13 protein-coding genes and 1 tRNA gene are annotated in these 16,494 nt (G+C 50.0%); 3 read left to right on the top strand and 11 right to left on the bottom strand.

All coding sequences use genetic code 11. From position 1 onward, the window contains the following. Nucleotides 1-117: 117 nt before the first annotated feature. Nucleotides 118-1,827 carry an AsmA family protein gene (locus tag WHR59_RS00450; protein WP_200008085.1) on the top strand — a complete coding sequence of 570 codons (1,710 nt, stop codon included), beginning with the start codon at nucleotides 118-120 and terminating at the stop codon, nucleotides 1,825-1,827. 41 nt (nucleotides 1,828-1,868) lie between these two features. On the opposite strand, the gene WHR59_RS00445 is transcribed toward WHR59_RS00450, so the two are convergent. The 9 genes from WHR59_RS00445 to WHR59_RS00405 all read right to left on the bottom strand — a co-directional run bounded on the left by WHR59_RS00445 (nucleotide 1,869) and on the right by WHR59_RS00405 (nucleotide 12,067). After that, a complete protein-coding gene (locus WHR59_RS00445; protein WP_338843516.1) occupies nucleotides 1,869-2,546 on the bottom strand; it encodes a D-lyxose/D-mannose family sugar isomerase in 678 nt (225 codons plus the stop codon). A gap of 49 nt (nucleotides 2,547-2,595) precedes the next feature. Continuing rightward, the gene (locus tag WHR59_RS00440; RefSeq protein ID WP_338843515.1) at nucleotides 2,596-3,456 is read right to left on the bottom strand and encodes a ketose-bisphosphate aldolase; all 861 of its coding nucleotides are present in this window, start codon (nucleotides 3,454-3,456) and stop codon (nucleotides 2,596-2,598) included. An 80-nt stretch (nucleotides 3,457-3,536) separates the two neighbouring features. Next, nucleotides 3,537-4,388, bottom strand: a complete 852-nt coding sequence (locus WHR59_RS00435) for a class II fructose-bisphosphate aldolase (protein ID WP_075145468.1) — start codon at nucleotides 4,386-4,388, stop codon at nucleotides 3,537-3,539. 11 nt (nucleotides 4,389-4,399) lie between these two features. Beyond that, a complete protein-coding gene (locus WHR59_RS00430) occupies nucleotides 4,400-5,491 on the bottom strand; it encodes a PTS fructose transporter subunit IIC (protein WP_003837581.1) in 1,092 nt (363 codons plus the stop codon). A 26-nt stretch (nucleotides 5,492-5,517) separates the two neighbouring features. Continuing rightward, entirely contained in the window at nucleotides 5,518-5,838 is a 321-nt protein-coding gene (locus WHR59_RS00425) for a PTS fructose transporter subunit IIB (protein WP_043018754.1), read from the bottom strand. A 20-nt stretch (nucleotides 5,839-5,858) separates the two neighbouring features. Beyond that, nucleotides 5,859-6,329: a fructose PTS transporter subunit IIA gene (locus WHR59_RS00420; RefSeq protein WP_338843514.1), complete on the bottom strand. Its 471-nt coding sequence runs from the start codon at nucleotides 6,327-6,329 to the stop codon at nucleotides 5,859-5,861. A 26-nt stretch (nucleotides 6,330-6,355) separates the two neighbouring features. Further along, complete coding sequence (locus WHR59_RS00415; protein WP_220772205.1) at nucleotides 6,356-7,909, bottom strand: BglG family transcription antiterminator; 1,554 nt, start codon at nucleotides 7,907-7,909, stop codon at nucleotides 6,356-6,358. Nucleotides 7,910-8,355: 446 nt separating this feature from the next. After that, entirely contained in the window at nucleotides 8,356-10,674 is a 2,319-nt protein-coding gene (gene yicI, locus WHR59_RS00410; protein WP_338843513.1) for an alpha-xylosidase, read from the bottom strand. A gap of 10 nt (nucleotides 10,675-10,684) precedes the next feature. Beyond that, nucleotides 10,685-12,067, bottom strand: coding sequence for a glycoside-pentoside-hexuronide family transporter (locus WHR59_RS00405; RefSeq protein ID WP_338843512.1), 1,383 nt, complete (start codon nucleotides 12,065-12,067; stop codon nucleotides 10,685-10,687). Between the two features lie 290 nt (nucleotides 12,068-12,357). Between WHR59_RS00405 and WHR59_RS00400 the strand changes: the two genes are divergently transcribed. Together WHR59_RS00400 and WHR59_RS00395 are read left to right on the top strand one after the other, a co-directional pair. Further along, a tRNA-Sec gene (locus WHR59_RS00400) sits at nucleotides 12,358-12,452 on the top strand. 163 nt (nucleotides 12,453-12,615) lie between these two features. Beyond that, the gene (locus WHR59_RS00395; RefSeq protein WP_192226461.1) at nucleotides 12,616-13,815 is read left to right on the top strand and encodes a tyrosine-type recombinase/integrase; all 1,200 of its coding nucleotides are present in this window, start codon (nucleotides 12,616-12,618) and stop codon (nucleotides 13,813-13,815) included. A 52-nt stretch (nucleotides 13,816-13,867) separates the two neighbouring features. Here WHR59_RS00395 and WHR59_RS00390 read toward each other — a convergent pair whose 3' ends face one another. Continuing rightward, nucleotides 13,868-14,767, bottom strand: a complete 900-nt coding sequence (locus WHR59_RS00390; RefSeq protein WP_116944062.1) for a hypothetical protein — start codon at nucleotides 14,765-14,767, stop codon at nucleotides 13,868-13,870. Continuing rightward, entirely contained in the window at nucleotides 14,767-16,479 is a 1,713-nt protein-coding gene (locus tag WHR59_RS00385) for a zinc ribbon domain-containing protein (protein WP_139157166.1), read from the bottom strand. Before WHR59_RS00385 ends, WHR59_RS00390 begins: the two co-directional genes overlap by 1 nt. Between the last annotated feature and the right edge of the window lie 15 nt (nucleotides 16,480-16,494).

The following is a 16,494-nucleotide window of genomic DNA, read 5'->3' as shown; positions in this document are numbered from 1 at the left end:
AATGCGGCGTTGATTCTGAATCAACGCCGCTGTAACGCTCTTTCACCATTCCCGCCTTGAGCATTGCGCCTAAATCGTGCATAACTTGACTATGTGCACTTCGCGGGATGGAAGACCATGAAATTTATTGGAAAGCTGCTTCTTTACGTGCTGATCGCCCTTGCAGTGGCGATCCTCGGCCTTTATTTTCTACTGCAAACCCGCTGGGGCGCAGAGCATGTCAGCGCCTGGGTCTCGGAGAACAGCAGCTACCATCTGGCCTTTGATGCCATCGATCACCGATTTTCTTCCCCTTCCCATATTCTGCTGGAAAACGTCACCTTTGGCCGGGATGGTCAGCCCGCGACGCTGGTCGCCAAAACGGTCGATATTGGACTGAGCAGCCGCCAAATCACCGACCCGCTACATGTCGACACCATTTTGTTGCAAAACGGCACGCTGAATTTGTCGCAGCAAACCGCGCCGCTGCCGTTCCAGGCCGATCGCCTGCAGTTGCAGGATATGGCCCTTAACAGCCCCGGTAGCGAGTGGACCCTGAGCGCGCAGCGTGTTAACGGCGGCGTCATTCCCTGGAGCCCTGAGGCGGGTAAAATTCTCGGGAGTAAAGCGCAAATTCAGCTCAGCGCCAGTTCGTTGACGCTCAACGATGTCCCGACCACTAACGTATTGATTGAAGGCAGCATCGACCATGACCGGGTGACGCTTAGCAATATTGGCGCAGACGTGGCGCGTGGGGCATTAACCGGCGTGGCGCAGCGCAATGCCGACGGTAGTTGGGTAGTGGAGAATCTGCGCCTGAACGATATCCGGCTGCAAAGCGACAAATCGCTGGCCGAGTTTTTTGCTCCGTTAAGCACGATTCCTTCCCTGCAAATTGGTCGTCTGGAGGTAACAGATGCCCGTTTGCAAGGCCCCGACTGGGCGGTGACGGATCTCGACCTGAGCTTGCGCAACATGACCTTCAGTAAGGACGACTGGCAAACCCAGGAAGGCAAACTGTCGATGAATGCCAGCGAGTTTATTTACGGCTCTCTGCACTTCTTCGATCCAATCCTGAACGCCGAGTTCTCACCACAGGGTATTGCTCTGCGCCAGTTCACCACCCGCTGGGAAGGCGGTATGGTCAGAACATCCGGAAGCTGGATGCGCAGCAACAAAGCGCTGGTCCTCGATGATTCCGCTATTGCCGGTCTGGAATATACGCTGCCGGAAAACTGGAAACAGCTTTGGATGAAACCCTTGCCAGCCTGGCTAAACAGCCTGACGCTGAAGAAATTCAGCGCCAGCCGTAATCTGGTGATTGATATCGATCCGGACTTCCCTTGGCAACTCACCGCGCTGGACGGTTACGGCGCCAACCTCGGGCTGGTACAGAACAATCAGTGGGGGGTCTGGAGCGGAAGCGCCACCCTCAACGCCGCTGCAGCCACCTTTAACCGCACCGACGTGCGTCGTCCTTCGCTGGCGCTGACCGCGAACAGCAGCACCATCAATATCAGCGAACTGAGCGCCTATACGGAAAAAGGGCTACTGGAGTCCACCGCCAGCATTTCGCAGTTGCCTCAGCGCCAGACTCAGGTCAGCCTGAACGGGCGCGGCGTGCCAATGACGATTCTGCAACATTGGGGATGGCCCGCACTGCCGCTTTCCGGTGACGGTAACATCCAGCTTACCGCCAGCGGCGGTCTTCAGGCCGATGCACCGCTCAAGCCTACGATCAACGGTCAGTTACATGCGGTGAATGTGGAGAAACAACAGGTAACGCAAACCATGCGGGCGGGCGTGGTATCCGGGAGTGAAATTACCGCCCCACCCGTTGCGCAGTGATTATTGCCCGGTGGCGCTTCGCTTACCGGGCCTACCCCCGCTTATAAACGAATATATTCACTGCATAACAACCATTTCACCGGTTCGTCCTCTTCTATCGCCGGGAAGCGACCGCCCGGCTCAAGGAAATGGTTGTCATGCAGGTCGTCATTGACCATCGAGATTTCCCAGCCCAGCACGAACGCTTTCTCCGCCCAAAAGCGGTGATACAATCGTGGCGGCAAACACACCCCTTGTCCCGGTTTCAATACCAGCGTCTCGCCAGCGTCAACGGTACGCCGCTGACCATCCACGCTAACCTCAACAATGCGCCGGGCATCATACCCGTCATCAGGCGTGGCCCACGCCAGTTGCATACACAAATCACCGCCGCCGCGATTAACGATATCTTCCATTTTGTGGCGATGAAAATGCCATGGTGTTTGCTGATCCTGCTGAATTTTCAGCATCTTTTCGGCGTACGGTTTGGGGTAATTGACTGACCCTATCAGACCATTGCGCAACGTCAGTAACGTCAGCCCCGTTTGCGCAAAATCTCCGCGCCCGAAGTCGGTAATGTCCCATCCCAACTGGAGATCGAGTACTTCACGCCACAGAGTTTGATCCTGTTGCCGCCAGGCGTCGACGGTAAAATACGCAAAGTCAGGCAGACAGATTCGAAAAGTCTCGGCGATGGCATGCGCTTTATCGACGGCATAATTAATGTGTGAACGCTTCATTCCACTTTTCCTTATTGCGAAAGAGGCGGGTCGCCCCGCCTGCATGCCGTTAGTAAAGTGACGCTTTGCCGGTTGAGCCGAACAGTTTCATTTTATGGCGGATGACGTCACGCGCGGCGCTAATGGCTTCCGGGTAAATAACGTTAGGATCCCACCAGGTTTCTTTCGCCAGGATTTCGCGGACTTTCTGGAAGTAGGCGTATTTCATGTCGCTGGAAATATTGATTTTGCCAACGCCCAGCGTCACGGATTCGGCAATTTCCGCATCCGGGTTCGCGGAACCGCCATGCAGCACCAGCGGAATATCCACCCGCCCGGCGATGTCGCGCAGGATATTCATTTGCAGCTCTGGCTGCATCCCTTTCGGGTAGATCCCGTGCGCAGTTCCAATTGCCACCGCCAGCGTGTCCGCGCCGGTACGGGCGATAAAATCCTGTGCCTGAGCAGGATCGGTATAAGTAACCTTCGACACGCCGCCTTCCACTGACGTCCCGGTCTGGCCAATCGTACCCAACTCCCCTTCCACCGAAACGCCTACCGCATGCGCCAGTTTGACCACTTCTCGGGTCAGCGCCACGTTCTCTTCATACGGCAGCAGCGAGCCATCAATCATCACCGAGGTAAACCCACACTGAATTGCCCGCAGGACATGCTCAACCGAAGCGCCGTGGTCCAGATGCAGAGTAAAAGGAACCGGGCTGCGCAGGGTGATATCGCGCACGTAGCTAAAAAACGCATCGCCGACAAAATCATGTTCGCTGGGGTGAATGGAGATAATCGCCGGGGTATTGGTCGCTTCCGCTTCTTCCACTACGGCACGTACAAAGCAGCTGTCCGCCACGTTGAATGCGCCGATGGCAAAACTGTGCTGACGGGTAGGTTGCAGTAATTCTTTCATCGAAACTAACATGTTAATTCTCCAGTTTCAGGGTGTAGAAAGCCCTGCCAGTGCGTCATCGCAGAGGCATAAAAGGCGTTACAGAAAATGAATCAGGCTTTGCCGATAGCGCCGCTGGCCTGCAGGTACGGAATAATGGCTTCCTCGCAGGCCTGCTCCATCAGGGCCAGGACATCAACGAGTTCACCGGATGTGTCGCGACACAGGGTATGTAGTAGCGCTGCCTTTCCGGCTTCGAAAACCGCCGCGCCAACGTTTATCTTGGCAACGCCAAACGTCGGGCAGCGCTGTAGCTGGTCAAACGGCGTCCCGCTGCCACCATGCAGCGCCAGCGGCACCGTTGATAACCGGGCAATTTCCTCCAGCCGTTGAAAATCAATAGCTGGCGTGACGCCCGGCGCGTACATGCCGTGCGCCGTGCCAACCGATACCGCCAGTAAATCGATCCCGGTCTGTTGGATAAAGGGTTCCACGTCGGCAGCCTGGGTCATCAAATCCGCGTTAGTCGCATAATCATAGCGTGGAGCATCGGCCAGATGGCCCAGCTCACCCTCCACACACAGTTGCACGCTGGCAGCGAGATCAACCACCGCCCGGGTCTGGCGAATATTCTCCTCCAGGGCAAAGGCGGAGGCGTCGATCATTAACCCGCTGAATCCGGCTCGAAAAGCCTGGCGAATGCGTACAGGATCCTTTCCATGATCCAGCGCCAGCGCGATCGGTACCGAGGCTTCCTCTGCCAGCGTTTTGACCACCGCTACCGCTATCGGAGCCGGAAAATGGTCCAGGTGTCCCTGATACAGATTCAGAATGATAGGCGCATGGTGTTTCTCAGCCACCCGTACCGCCGCACGGGCGCTTTCCAGGTTCATACAGTTGATAGCCAGCAGCGCGTACTGCTCGCGCCAGGCTTTCGTCACCATGCTTTTCATATCGGCAAACATACGGCCTCCGGTTATTCCAGGGTGAAGGTGATCTCTTCGTCTTTCAGCTTTTGATCGCTAAGTTCATCAAACTCTTCGTCACGCTCGGTCACCGGTTTCTTCCACAGCGACAGCATGACGCCGCAAATCACCGTGCCAATCCCCAGCGCCAGGCAAAACAGCAGCGGATGCGTAAAGAGTGGGACCACGAACATGCCGCCGTGCGGTACCGGGCTTTCGACGCCCCATACCATTATCAGGCCGCCCGCTATCGCCGAAGCTACCACGCAGGACCCCACCACGCGCAGCAGGTCGCGCGCCGCAATCGGAATAACCCCTTCGGTAATCATGCAGATCCCCATCGGGAATGCCGCTTTCAGCGCCTCGCGCTCCGCACGGGTGTATTTGTGACGCGTCAGCAGGAAAGAGAGCGTAATGCCAAAAGGAGGGATCATCGAACCGACAAACTTCACCGCTTCCGGACCGTACACACCGCTGACCAGCATGCCGTCAGCAAACAGCGACATGGTTTTATTCACCGGGCCGCCAAAGTCGAATGTCGCCATTGCGCCGAGTATAGCGCCCATCAGAAAGCGGGATCCGCCCTGCATAGACTCCAGCAGATGAATCAATGCGTCCTGCAGCCAGGCTATCGGCTTGCCAATCAGCGTCATCATCAACAGGCCGCCAATGACGGTACTCAGTACCGGCAACACCATGATGGGCATCAACCCCTGCATCGACTGTGGCAAACGGATATAGCGTTTGAGCAGCAGGACGGTATAACCGACCAGAAACCCGCCCAGCATCCCGCCGATAAAACCGGTATGAATTTCTCCGCAGACGAAGCCGACAATCAGGCCCGGCGCGAATCCGGGACGATCGGCAATGGAGTACGCAATCGCCGCGCTAATCAGCGGTACGATTAACCCCATTCCCCAGCCGCCAATCTGGTTGAGCATCCAGGGTATGGTGCCTGTTTTTTCACCCACGTTAGTGCCGCCAAGTATTTGCCCGAGAGCAATACAGATCCCGGCGGCAACAATTAACGGGATCATCCACGAAATTCCCGTTAATAAATGTCTTTTTATTTCCTGAGATAGCGGAATTTTATTTTCACTCATGTGAAATCCCTCCAGAATGAGGATCGCTACTGGTTAGTATTAACTAATGATTTTTCGACCTTTTCAAGAAACTGAATCGGCGATTTTATGACGATTTCGGTTTTCACTCGCACAATGCGTTTATTTGAAAAGCGCTCCTCCCCTTTTATTTTTACATCGACAGCAAGAATCACAACATCAGCCGCAGAAATATCCTCTGCCAGCAGTTCGTTCTCCGTGCCAATGGTCCCCTGGGTTTCTACTCTTATATTATGGCCAAGCGCTTTAGCACCTTTAATTAACTTTTCACGAGCAATATAGGTGTGCGCAATACCCGCCGTACAGGCGGCGACACAAACAATATTCATAACATGCTCCACTTTTTTATTTAGTAAACATTGGATTCAGCATATTGGCTAAAAAGCTCAATAATTTTCTGTGGACTGCTTTCGACTAACAGTTGTTCAATAATATCGTCATCCGCCAACGCGCCGGCAACCTGCGAAAGCAGACGAATATGGGTGGTGTTTTGATCTTCAAGGCGTACGGCAAACAGAATGATGCAGCGCACGTTGCTGCCATCCAGGGTTTCCCATGGAATGTCCTGGCGGGTACGACCAATCGCCAGCGTAGTATTAACCACCGCCGAAGATTTCCCGTGCGGGATCGCAATATGATTTTCGAAGCCGGTCGAACCTTCTGATTCACGCAGCCAGACATCCTGAATAAATGTTTCCCGACAGCTAATTGCCCCATCTTTTTGCAGAATATCCGTCAGTTCCTCAATAGCCTCCGTTTTGTTTGTGGCATTCATGTCCAAAATAACGCGATTTGTATTGAGTATTTTCGTGATGTCCATCAATCATACCTCATGGAGTTCAGACATTAATTTGCAACGACCAGCGACGTCGCCCGATGTAATTTTTCCGTAATAACCGTTTCTGTTACCCGCTTAATATCCGCATCATTGAAGAAGGCAGTGACATACACGACCGGGATGGCAACGGCAGGTAAATTGATCGTCGATACCACCAGTTCAATATCGTCCGTCAGTACGGAGGGCAGGCTGCCTGCCGACACCACGCCAACGATGGTCCAGTCCGGAAAGGCGCGCAAAATGCGGCTTTTGAGTAAGTGAGAGGTGCCGATACCGGTTGAGCAGACCAGCAGCACGCGCTTTCGTGCTATCTGCCGCTCCATTGCGGCCTGAAAATGCACGGTTAAATATCCCACCTCATCTTCCGACACGGCCCGCTCGCCCCAGCCGCTAAACACCCGATTTACCGCACACTGAGTCAGACGCCAGACATCCTGTAACTCGCCTTTAATGTCCTCCAGCAGGGGGTTACGAATACGGATCTGGTAGTTCAGGCGGTTAATCAGCGGCTTAATGTGGATCAGCAATCCGTCGTACAGTGCAGTGTCCTGGCTAAGATCGCTGTCAACCATTTCGGCGAAGGTGGCAATCAGCCGCTGGGTAATTAAGCGTGCTTCGTCGCTGGAGTGCATATGGCCAATCACGCTCACATCGTTATGTTCCTCAATCACTACACCGGAGGAGATAATGTATTGATAAATAAACCAGACTTCGTCTTCCGGTAGCGGATGAGCAATACGTTTTTCGATATGCTGAATCATACGGCTGGCAATGGAAAAAATGTTCTCGTCACATAAAGTGATGTTTTCTTCTTTTCTCGCAAGCGCGTTGCCCCGCGTGATGCGGTACATCATGATCAGAATATGAGTAAAGATATTGACGTAATAAGGCTCACCCAGCGACCAGCACAGATCGTTCTCCATTTCCTGCAACAACGTCTGGACAAATAAAACGTCTTCTTCGCCAAAGTAATGCACTAACGCTTTGTAACTGCCCGGGTCAAGGCGTGAATAAACCACGTTACCAGGTTCATTATGGTTAATCACACCGTTAATCAGCGACGCCATCGCCTGACGCACGCCGCTCTCACTGCCTTCGATGTGCGTACCGCTTTGGCTGCGAATCAGCGACAGGCCCAGCGGAGTGATCCAGGACTCAATCACTTTCAGATCGTTAACAATCGATGCGCTACTAATGAAATAACGTTCGGATAATTTGCTGATCGAAGTTTCATGTGGCGTTTCACTTAATAATTGGGAGGCTATTTTGACTCGTCGTGAATTATTCATCATGCCGTCAGCATCTTCACCCTCCACCCCTAATAACTGATCCAGATATAAAAGATCGGTAATATTATCGGCAATTAATATCACGCCCGCACCGGTACGTTTATCAATGGTTATTTTCCATTCCGCTAACCATGATTCCAGTAGCCGTAGATCGCGCTGGACTGTTTTCTCTGAAACAGATAAATATTCGGCAATTTTCAGCAGTGTGACATATTCCTTCCGGGACAGAAGAAATTTTAATAATCTGTTTTGTCGCGAGGTAATCATTTGCATTATTTACCCTTATTACATACCAGATTAAATATCTATACCCGTCATACTTCAAGCTGCATGTGCGTTGGCTTTCCTGGCTCACCCCAGTCACGTACTTATGTACGCTCAGGGGATTCGCTGCATTGCCGCCTTCCTGCAACTCGAATTATTTAGGTTATAAAGAAGCATTTATGCTCCACGTGTATTCCGTGATGATAAATATAAGAGGACTACGATGCGCCAACAATACTAAATCGTGTCCTGTATTCCGGACAGAAATAAGACAAAAAGGGGGAAATAGTGAGATATTTACGGCGCAGATCACATTTTTCGCGGGAATTAGAGTGATAACGCTCGCAAATATGGAGATATAAAATTTTAAATCAGGATGTTTTTGATTTTCAGATCTGGAACGCTGCTCGCAGCGTGGGCCGGATAAAACACATCCGGCACCACGTAGACTGAATTTACAGGGTAATCGTCAGAGTATCACCTTCAGGCGTTACCACTACGCCCTGCTCGCTGCCCGCAGATGAACCGCCCTTCACGCCGCTGAGCTGCGCAATATTACGCAGGCACAGCGTCCAGTTACGCGCTTCGCCACTCCCTTGCACGGTGATGGTATTACCCGCACGCGTCGCCTTCAGCGTGAAGATAACCGAACCGTCAGCCGCCGGGACTTCACAAATCGCTTCCCGGCCCTCCTGCAGATGGAACAGCTGGAAGGCGGTCCCTTCGTGCCAGGCGTAGTCCGGCTTCTGATTATTGCGCCCCAGCGCCAGCAGGGTGTTGTCGCGCACATACACCGGCAGACTCAGGAAGTCATGCCTCTGTTTATGCCAACGGCTGCCCGCCACCTCGTCGTTATGCCACAGATGCGTCCAGCGTCCTTCCGGCAGGTAGAACTGCACATCTCCTGCCTCGCTAAACACCGGCGCAACCATCACGCTATCGCCCAGCATGTACTGGCGGTCGAGATAATCACACGCCGGATCGTCCGGGAACTCCAGCATCATTGCGCGCATCATCGGCGTGCCTTGCTCATTGGCGCGTGCCGCTTCGCGATACAGGTACGGCATCATACGGCATTTCTGTTCGGTGAAGTAGCGCACCACATCGCAGGATTCGTCATCGTACGCCCACGGCACACGGTAGGATTTACTGCCGTGCAGGCGGCTGTGGCTGGAGAGCAGCCCGAACGCACACCAGCGCTTGTAGACGTGCGCCGGGGCGGTATTCTCAAAGCCGCCAATATCGTGACTCCAGAAGCCAAAGCCGGACAGACCGATAGACAACCCACCGCGCAGGCTTTCGGCCATCGATTCATAGTTGGCGTAGCAGTCACCGCCCCAGTGCACCGGAAACTGCTGCGCGCCCACGGAGGCCGAACGGGCGAACAGCACAGCCTCTTCTTCACCGACGGTTTCTTTCAGCACGTTCCACACCAGTTCGTTGTAGATGTAGGCATAATGGTTGTGCATTTTCTGCGGATCGGCACCGTCAAACCACTGCACGTCTGTGGGAATGCGTTCGCCAAAGTCAGTTTTGAAGCAGTCAACGCCGATATCCACCAGATCTTTCAGCTTGTTGGCATACCACTCGCAGGCTTGCGGATTGGTAAAGTCATAAATCGCCAGACCCGGCTGCCATTTATCCCATTGCCACAGGGAACCGTCCGGACGTTTGAGCAGATACCCTTGCTCTTTCAATTCATTGAACAGCGGGGATTTCTGACCGATATAGGGGTTTATCCAGACGCAGACCTTCAGCCCTTTCTCCTTCAGGCGACGGATCATGCCTTCCGGGTCCGGGAAGGTCGCCGGATCCCACTCAAAGTCGCACCACTGGAAGGCTTTCATCCAGAAACAGTCGAAGTGAAAGACGTGCAGCGGCAGATTGCGCTCGGCCATGCCGTCGATAAAGCTGTTCACCGTTGCTTCATCATAATTGGTGGTGAACGACGTGGTCAGCCACAGGCCGAACGACCAGGCGGACGGCAGCGCCGGACGACCGGTAAAGCGGGTATAGCGATCCAGCACCGCTTTCGGCGTTGGGCCGTCGATGACGAAATACTCCAGATACTCGCTTTCAACGCTGAACTGCACTTTCGACACTTTCTCAGAGCCGATTTCAAACGACACGCACTGCGGATGGTTCACCAGCACGCCGTAGCCGCGGTTGGTGAGATAAAACGGGATGTTCTTGTAAGACTGCTCGGTACTGGTGCCGCCATCGCGGTTCCAGGTTTCCACCGTCTGGCCGTTACGTACCAACGCGGTAAAGCGCTCCCCCAGCCCGTACACCGTTTCCCCAACGCCCAGATCCAGGCGCTCAAACATATAGTTTTTCCCGCTGTGGGTATCCTGGACATAGCCGTTATTTTTCAACTGGCTGCCGGTAATACGTGCCCCGTTACGCAGGAAATCCAGCGACCAGAACTCACCTTTGGTGACCCGCACGCTCAAATTACCGCTCTTCAGTTCGGCAAATTCAGCGGTGTTTTGCATCTCGACGTTGACGTCCTGCCGCACGTTCAACGGGTAGTGCGGACCGTTATCCAGCGCGCCCTGGAAGTGTTCCATACGCACGCCAACCACGCCTTCCTGCGGCGAGAAAAAGCGTAGGGTGAAGAGTGGGGTATCCAGTTGCCAGGTACGTTCACGCACGTCGCGCGGCGCAACGTAGACGATCATCTCGTTACCCTGCTGTTCGACCTCGAATACCTGAATCGGGTGAGTTAAATTCAGGCCAGGTTGCGTCAGCCAGTTACCATCGCTAATTTTCATCGTCAGTTCCTTAGTTCTGTAATTCTTTCGTCGTAAAATCCTGCTGATTGCGGCGCGCGCCCTGAGCCAACTGGCTCATAATTTCCGTCAGATAAGGCGTTTTCAGGGTATAGAAGCGTTTGGCGATCACGGCACTCAGCAGGTAACAAATAGCCGGGACAATCGTGAACAATGCGATAATGATGCTGATGGTGGCGCTGTTCTGGGTTTTCGCTGCGGCATCGTAACCGCCGCCCGCCAGCATCCAGCCGATCATCGCCCCACCGAGCGCCAGACCCAGCTTGAGCACGAACAACGTTCCCGCAAAGCTGATCCCCGTCAGACGTTTTCCGTTGCACCACTCGCCGTAATCAACGGTGTCGGACATCATTACCCACTGGATGGGCGTCACGAGCTGATGCAGTACACCAATCACGAAGATGAAGACGAACATGGTGATGTTGGCGTGCATCGGCACGAAGAACATCGCCAGACTGACGACCGCCAGCAGGGCGTTCGTCCACCAGAAGACGCTGACTTTGCATCGCCAGTCGGTCAGCGGTTTTGCCAGCGCAGAGCCGATCAGGTTGCCGACGCAATAAGTGGTGAGGAAGGCGACAAACACTTCCGGCGTGCCCAGGATCCAGGTGACGTAATACATCATCGCCCCGCCGCGAACACAGACGGCCAGGATGTTGAGGATGGTCAGCAGGCCGACAATGCGCCACTGGTCGTTTTGCCAGATGTCGCGCAGGTCTTCACGCATTGAGGTGCTGCTCGGCGGCGCTTCCACACGTTCTTTGGTTGTGAAGAAGCAAAACGCCAGCATCAGAAACGCCACTACCGAGAGCACGGCAATCCCGCCCTGGAAGCCCAGCGCTTTATCTTCGCCGCCAATCAGATTCACCAGCGGCATCATCAGCACGGTGGAGAGCATGCCGCCCGCCGTCGCCAGCACGAAGCGCCATGATTGCAGGGAGATGCGCTGCGTCGGGTCATTGGTGATAACACCGCCCAGCGCGCAGTAGGGAATATTCACCACGGTATAAAGCAGGGTCAGCAGCGTGTAGGTGATTGCGGCATAAATCATTTTGCCGTGCAGGCTGAGGTCTGGCGTACTGTAAGCGAGCACACAGACCAGACCAAACGGCAGAGCGCCAAACAGCACCCACGGACGGAATTTCCCCCAGCGCGACCGGGTACGGTCGGCCAGTAGCCCCTTGCAAGGGTCTGAGATAGCATCCAGCGCGCGGGCCAGCAGAAACATGGTGCCGACAAATCCGGCAGGAATACCAAAAATATCGGTATAGAAAAACATCATATATAACATGACGTTATCGAATATAATATGACTGGCGGCATCGCCCATGCCGTAGCCGATTTTCTCTTTAACAGACAGAATCTCACTTTTCATTACGCATCCTTGTTTGCACTTTCTCACGCGCTGGTACCGGTTACAGCTTTTGTAAACCATCCCTGTTGGCGCGGGTATTCCGATATCTCGTTATCAAATTACGATTCTTGTTTTCTGTGATCGGGGTAGCGTCAAAAAATAATCATCACTGTAACTTATGGATTTCGTAGGGATTTATTTGAAACGGGTCATGGTAACGTGAAACGGAAGTTAAAAAAGTGAGTGAGGGGGTGTGGAAACGTTTGGAAGTAGCTATAATGCGCCCCGCCTCCATGTAGCAATCGAGGCGCGGAAGATCGTCATCTCCGGTGAGGTGGCTGGACTTCAAATCCAGTTGGGGCCGCCAGCGGTCCCGGGCAGGTTCGACTCCTGTGATCTTCCGCCAATTAGCCTCCCCTGAATTCCCTCACAGTCAATAAATCCCTTATACTACCTGCTATTGCAATCAGTTATGTTCTCCTGATGTCAACTGATGTCTACCAGAATCAAGTACATTCTGGGGGCATTATGGGGGGCATAAAAGATGCCCCCATTTTGAGGTGCCCCCAATGAAGTTAACAGCCCGTCAAGTTGATACTGCTAAACCGAAAGAAAAGTCTTACAAGTTATCTGATGGCGGTGGCCTCTACCTTGAGGTAGCGACCAGTGGCTCACGTTACTGGCGTTTGAAGTACCGTTATGCTGGTAAAGAAAAACGCTTGGCCTTTGGTGTATATCCAGAAGTCTCCTTGGCTGAAGCACGTGATAAACGTGAAGCTGCAAAAAAGGTACTGGCAGCGGGTAACGATCCTGGTGAAGTAAAGAAAGCGGAGAAAATCGCTCAGAAGCTAGGCTTTGAAAACACTTTTGAAGCAATTGCTAGAGAATGGCATCAGGTGAGAGCTGACCGTTGGTCGTTGCGCTATCGTGAAGAAATCATTGATACCTTCGAGAAAGATGTTTTTCCCTACATTGGTAAGCGTCCCATTGCAGAGATAAAACCGATGGAGTTACTTGAAACTCTGCGCCGAATGGAAAAACGTGGCGCGTTAGAAAAGATGCGCAAAGTCAGGCAACGCTGTGGCGAAGTATTCCGTCATGCGATCGTGACCGGACGCGCTGAATACAATCCAGCCCCCGATCTCGCTACTGCCCTCGCCACACCCAAGAAAACACATTTTCCCTTCCTGACTGCTGAAGAACTACCGCACTTCCTCGAAGATCTAGCTGGGTACACTGGTAGCATTATTACCAAGACGGCAACCCAAATCATCATGCTTACAGGTGTACGAACTCAGGAGTTGCGTTTCGCCCGTTGGGAAGATATCAACTTTGAAAAGCGACTCTGGGAGATACCTGCCGAGGTGATGAAGATGAAGCGACCGCACATCGTACCTATGTCGGATCAAGTAATAGCACTCTTTGAGTCACTGAAACCTATTACTGGGCTATATCCGCTTGTATTCATCGGACGTAATGATCGTACTAAGCCGATCTCAAAAGAAAGCATTAATCAGGTGATTGAGTTATTAGGATACAAAGGAAGGCTGACGGGGCATGGTTTCCGTCACACAATGAGTACCATTCTGCACGAAGAAGGTTTTGACTCTGCGTGGATTGAAACTCAACTTGCTCATGTGGATAAGAATGCGATTCGTGGGGCTTACAACCATGCGCAATATCTGGATGGAAGAAAAGAGATGATGCAGTGGTATGCGAACTATATAACTGAAATGAAGATTCATAATATTAAAGTTGTTAATGCTTAGAGGGAGTAAGGGCAATCATAGTTCTTGAATGGTTGCCCTTAATTAAAATAAATTAAGACCCTTCGTAATAGTCTCTTAATTCATTATAAGCTGTTTTAGGCGTATATGGTTGTTTCTGCTGTCGAATAATTTCATTATTTAATTCACTGGACACAAAAAGCTTGAAATAACGTGAAAACCACTTTCTATCCGAATTAAAATTCCATGATAGAGCTGATTTATTTGTTACCACATATCTTTTTAGCAGCTCATTAAATAGAAAATTATTATACGTCCTGACACAATTTAAACATATTGCGCTTGATTCCTGAAGGAATGAAAAATCGAGAACTATAGGTTTTTCAAAAAATTTGCTATGCTGATTAATACCTAATTTAACAGCGTTTTTTGAGCCTAATAACCCTGCGCGGTGTACGATACAGTGTCTTAATTGACATAGTTGTTCAAACATCGATAAGCATTCAATAAGTTCTTTCTGATCACTTGATTGCTTATTGATATTTATATCTAGATAAGTTTTGGTGGTTTTTTGAATATTATCCAAGCTAATAAATGTACAATTCTCTAATAAAGCCTCTGGCAAAAGGTCAGCCTTATGGTGAATTGCCGCAGCATAAGTTAACTGCTGCTCCAAGCATTGTTCATAAGCGATATTATCTAAAAGAATAGTCTCTCGTATAATTCGCCGAATAAATGATTCGACATTTGATATAAAACCTAACAAAAAAAGATTGTAAACATCACGATCTTCCTCATTTGTCGAATCTAACAATCCTTCTCTTTCTAATCTCCCCAATTTAACTAAGAGAGATTTGTTTTTTTTGATATATACATCAATTGGCGAATCTACAATATCGCGATCCATACCAAATAAATTGACAGTATTCAGCGTGACTACTCGCGAGTCACCGCATACTTTAATAAAAAATGGGGCTTTCTTTTCTTTAGCCATTATGAAAGAAACTCCTCCATCAACCGTGTTGCTTCATTGATAACTTTTACGGCCTTTTTCTCTCCAACACCTTTTGCTCTTCTAAGTTCTTGAGCAGGATTTGTAGAAAAAACAATATCAGCAATAGTTTCAATACGAGTTTCTTCTTTTATTTTTGTTTTCAACCACTTAGATAATGGTAAATCGTCAATTTTCTTTGATGTCAATTCATCGAAGGTGGACTTATTTATCAACTCCGACCCACAATACATACAAAACCGTTGTTCCTCATCTTTTCTGGGATTTCCGCAACTAGAACAGCTAGGCAACTCTAATGATAGCGAGTCGATTTCATCTTGTGTCAAAAACTCAGCAAATGAGTTTTTTCTAACAGGGTGCTTTTCTTTTGGGAAAGAGATAGATGTTGAAAAATTTGTAATATAACCAGCCCTACCAACTTGATAGGCACCTTCATTTAGAAGAAGTGTGAAATGTGGAATAAATCGGTCATAAGTCCGCGATCCTGTTGCTGTTTTTCCGTGTTTAACTGGATGAATACGTGAAAGCAAACCAGTCTCTTCTAAAAGCCTTATAATCAAGCTAATATCTTTATTCTTTTTATTAGCGTTTTCTTGCTGTTGCAATACTCCCAAATAAACCTGCTGCTTGTTTTCAGCTAATGCCTTTTTATTTGCTAGCGTGATCTCGCTAATAATTTCATTTAATACTTTATGGCCTGCATTAACATATTGTTTATACTGAGGCTGTTTAGAGGACAATGTTTTAAACTCTTTTAGAATGATCTCTGATTGCTCAGATATCACTGAGTTTACTTTACTCTGTATGCTGTTTTTCGACGAAATTTCATACTGGTTTATCAAATTAATGAAAGCTCTTGGAACACCAAAAGCTGCATAAATAAAACACTTTTTAACATCATCTTTTAATTCATTGGTATATCTTTTACTATAAATTTGTTCGAATAATTCTACATATTCGTCATCATCAATTGTCGGCCAACAAGAAACACTTTCTGCATCTTGACCTATATGGAAACGCGGTCCTAATTCAGTATTAGGATATATCGATGCTTTAGGTGATATTTTTGATGATTTAAGTGATCTGAAAATATCAAAGAATTCAACCATGTAATCCTTAGTGAGAACCAGCGCTGCATCATCACATAAAAGAATCGCATGCTTGCGATTAGAATCCGTTATAGCTTTTTCGATAAATTCTGTTACTAGCGCTACCGAAATAGTATCCAATAAATTATTGTGCCAATCTCTTATTTGTTGTTTTTCAATTTGCTCACAATAATAGGAAAGATCATTCCATTCTAGGTCAGTATCTAGAATTACTTTATCGCAGGGTATTTTTAATTCATCTAAAGTGTCCTTAACACCTAATAATATTTTAGATAACACCCAACAATGGAAATATTGTATAGCAATTGACGATGAATTTTTTAAAGGTTCCAATCTCAGATATTTTGAGAATGTCATATAAACAGGAAAAGGCTTATTCTCACTGCCTAGCGCTTGTTTAAAAGCGATGCGCATATGGTGAGTTTTACCTACTCCTCTAGGCCCAACGATCAACTTTGAACCACGAGATAATATTTTTTTTAGTACGCCACTATAAAACCGGCTTTCTGCTGTGATCCTCTCGAGCTCCTCAAGAGTCATATGGTCTGCTCGGTATTCAAACTCTTCATTCTCAGTAACAGACAATTTCTCATCCTCACG

This window comes from Citrobacter europaeus (genome assembly GCF_037482245.1).
GTDB lineage: Bacteria > Pseudomonadota > Gammaproteobacteria > Enterobacterales > Enterobacteriaceae > Citrobacter > Citrobacter europaeus.
This window is presented reverse-complemented; position numbering and strand designations above follow the sequence as displayed.

What these genes read in the sequence shown, in the direction of transcription:
- WHR59_RS00435 (WP_075145468.1), bottom strand. Translation starts at nt 4,388, where the DNA reads ATGTTTGCCGATATGAAAAGCATGGTGACGAAAGCCTGGCGCGAGCAG.
- WHR59_RS00440 (WP_338843515.1), bottom strand. Translation starts at nt 3,456, where the DNA reads ATGTTAGTTTCGATGAAAGAATTACTGCAACCTACCCGTCAGCACAGT.
- yicI (WP_338843513.1), bottom strand. Translation starts at nt 10,674, where the DNA reads ATGAAAATTAGCGATGGTAACTGGCTGACGCAACCTGGCCTGAATTTA.
- WHR59_RS00405 (WP_338843512.1), bottom strand. Translation starts at nt 12,067, where the DNA reads ATGAAAAGTGAGATTCTGTCTGTTAAAGAGAAAATCGGCTACGGCATG.
- WHR59_RS00445 (WP_338843516.1), bottom strand. Translation starts at nt 2,546, where the DNA reads ATGAAGCGTTCACACATTAATTATGCCGTCGATAAAGCGCATGCCATC.
- WHR59_RS00430 (WP_003837581.1), bottom strand. Translation starts at nt 5,491, where the DNA reads ATGAGTGAAAATAAAATTCCGCTATCTCAGGAAATAAAAAGACATTTA.
- WHR59_RS00390 (WP_116944062.1), bottom strand. Translation starts at nt 14,767, where the DNA reads ATGGCTAAAGAAAAGAAAGCCCCATTTTTTATTAAAGTATGCGGTGAC.
- WHR59_RS00420 (WP_338843514.1), bottom strand. Translation starts at nt 6,329, where the DNA reads ATGGACATCACGAAAATACTCAATACAAATCGCGTTATTTTGGACATG.
- WHR59_RS00415 (WP_220772205.1), bottom strand. Translation starts at nt 7,909, where the DNA reads ATGCAAATGATTACCTCGCGACAAAACAGATTATTAAAATTTCTTCTG.
- WHR59_RS00425 (WP_043018754.1), bottom strand. Translation starts at nt 5,838, where the DNA reads ATGAATATTGTTTGTGTCGCCGCCTGTACGGCGGGTATTGCGCACACC.
- WHR59_RS00450 (WP_200008085.1), top strand. Translation starts at nt 118, where the DNA reads ATGAAATTTATTGGAAAGCTGCTTCTTTACGTGCTGATCGCCCTTGCA.
- WHR59_RS00395 (WP_192226461.1), top strand. Translation starts at nt 12,616, where the DNA reads ATGAAGTTAACAGCCCGTCAAGTTGATACTGCTAAACCGAAAGAAAAG.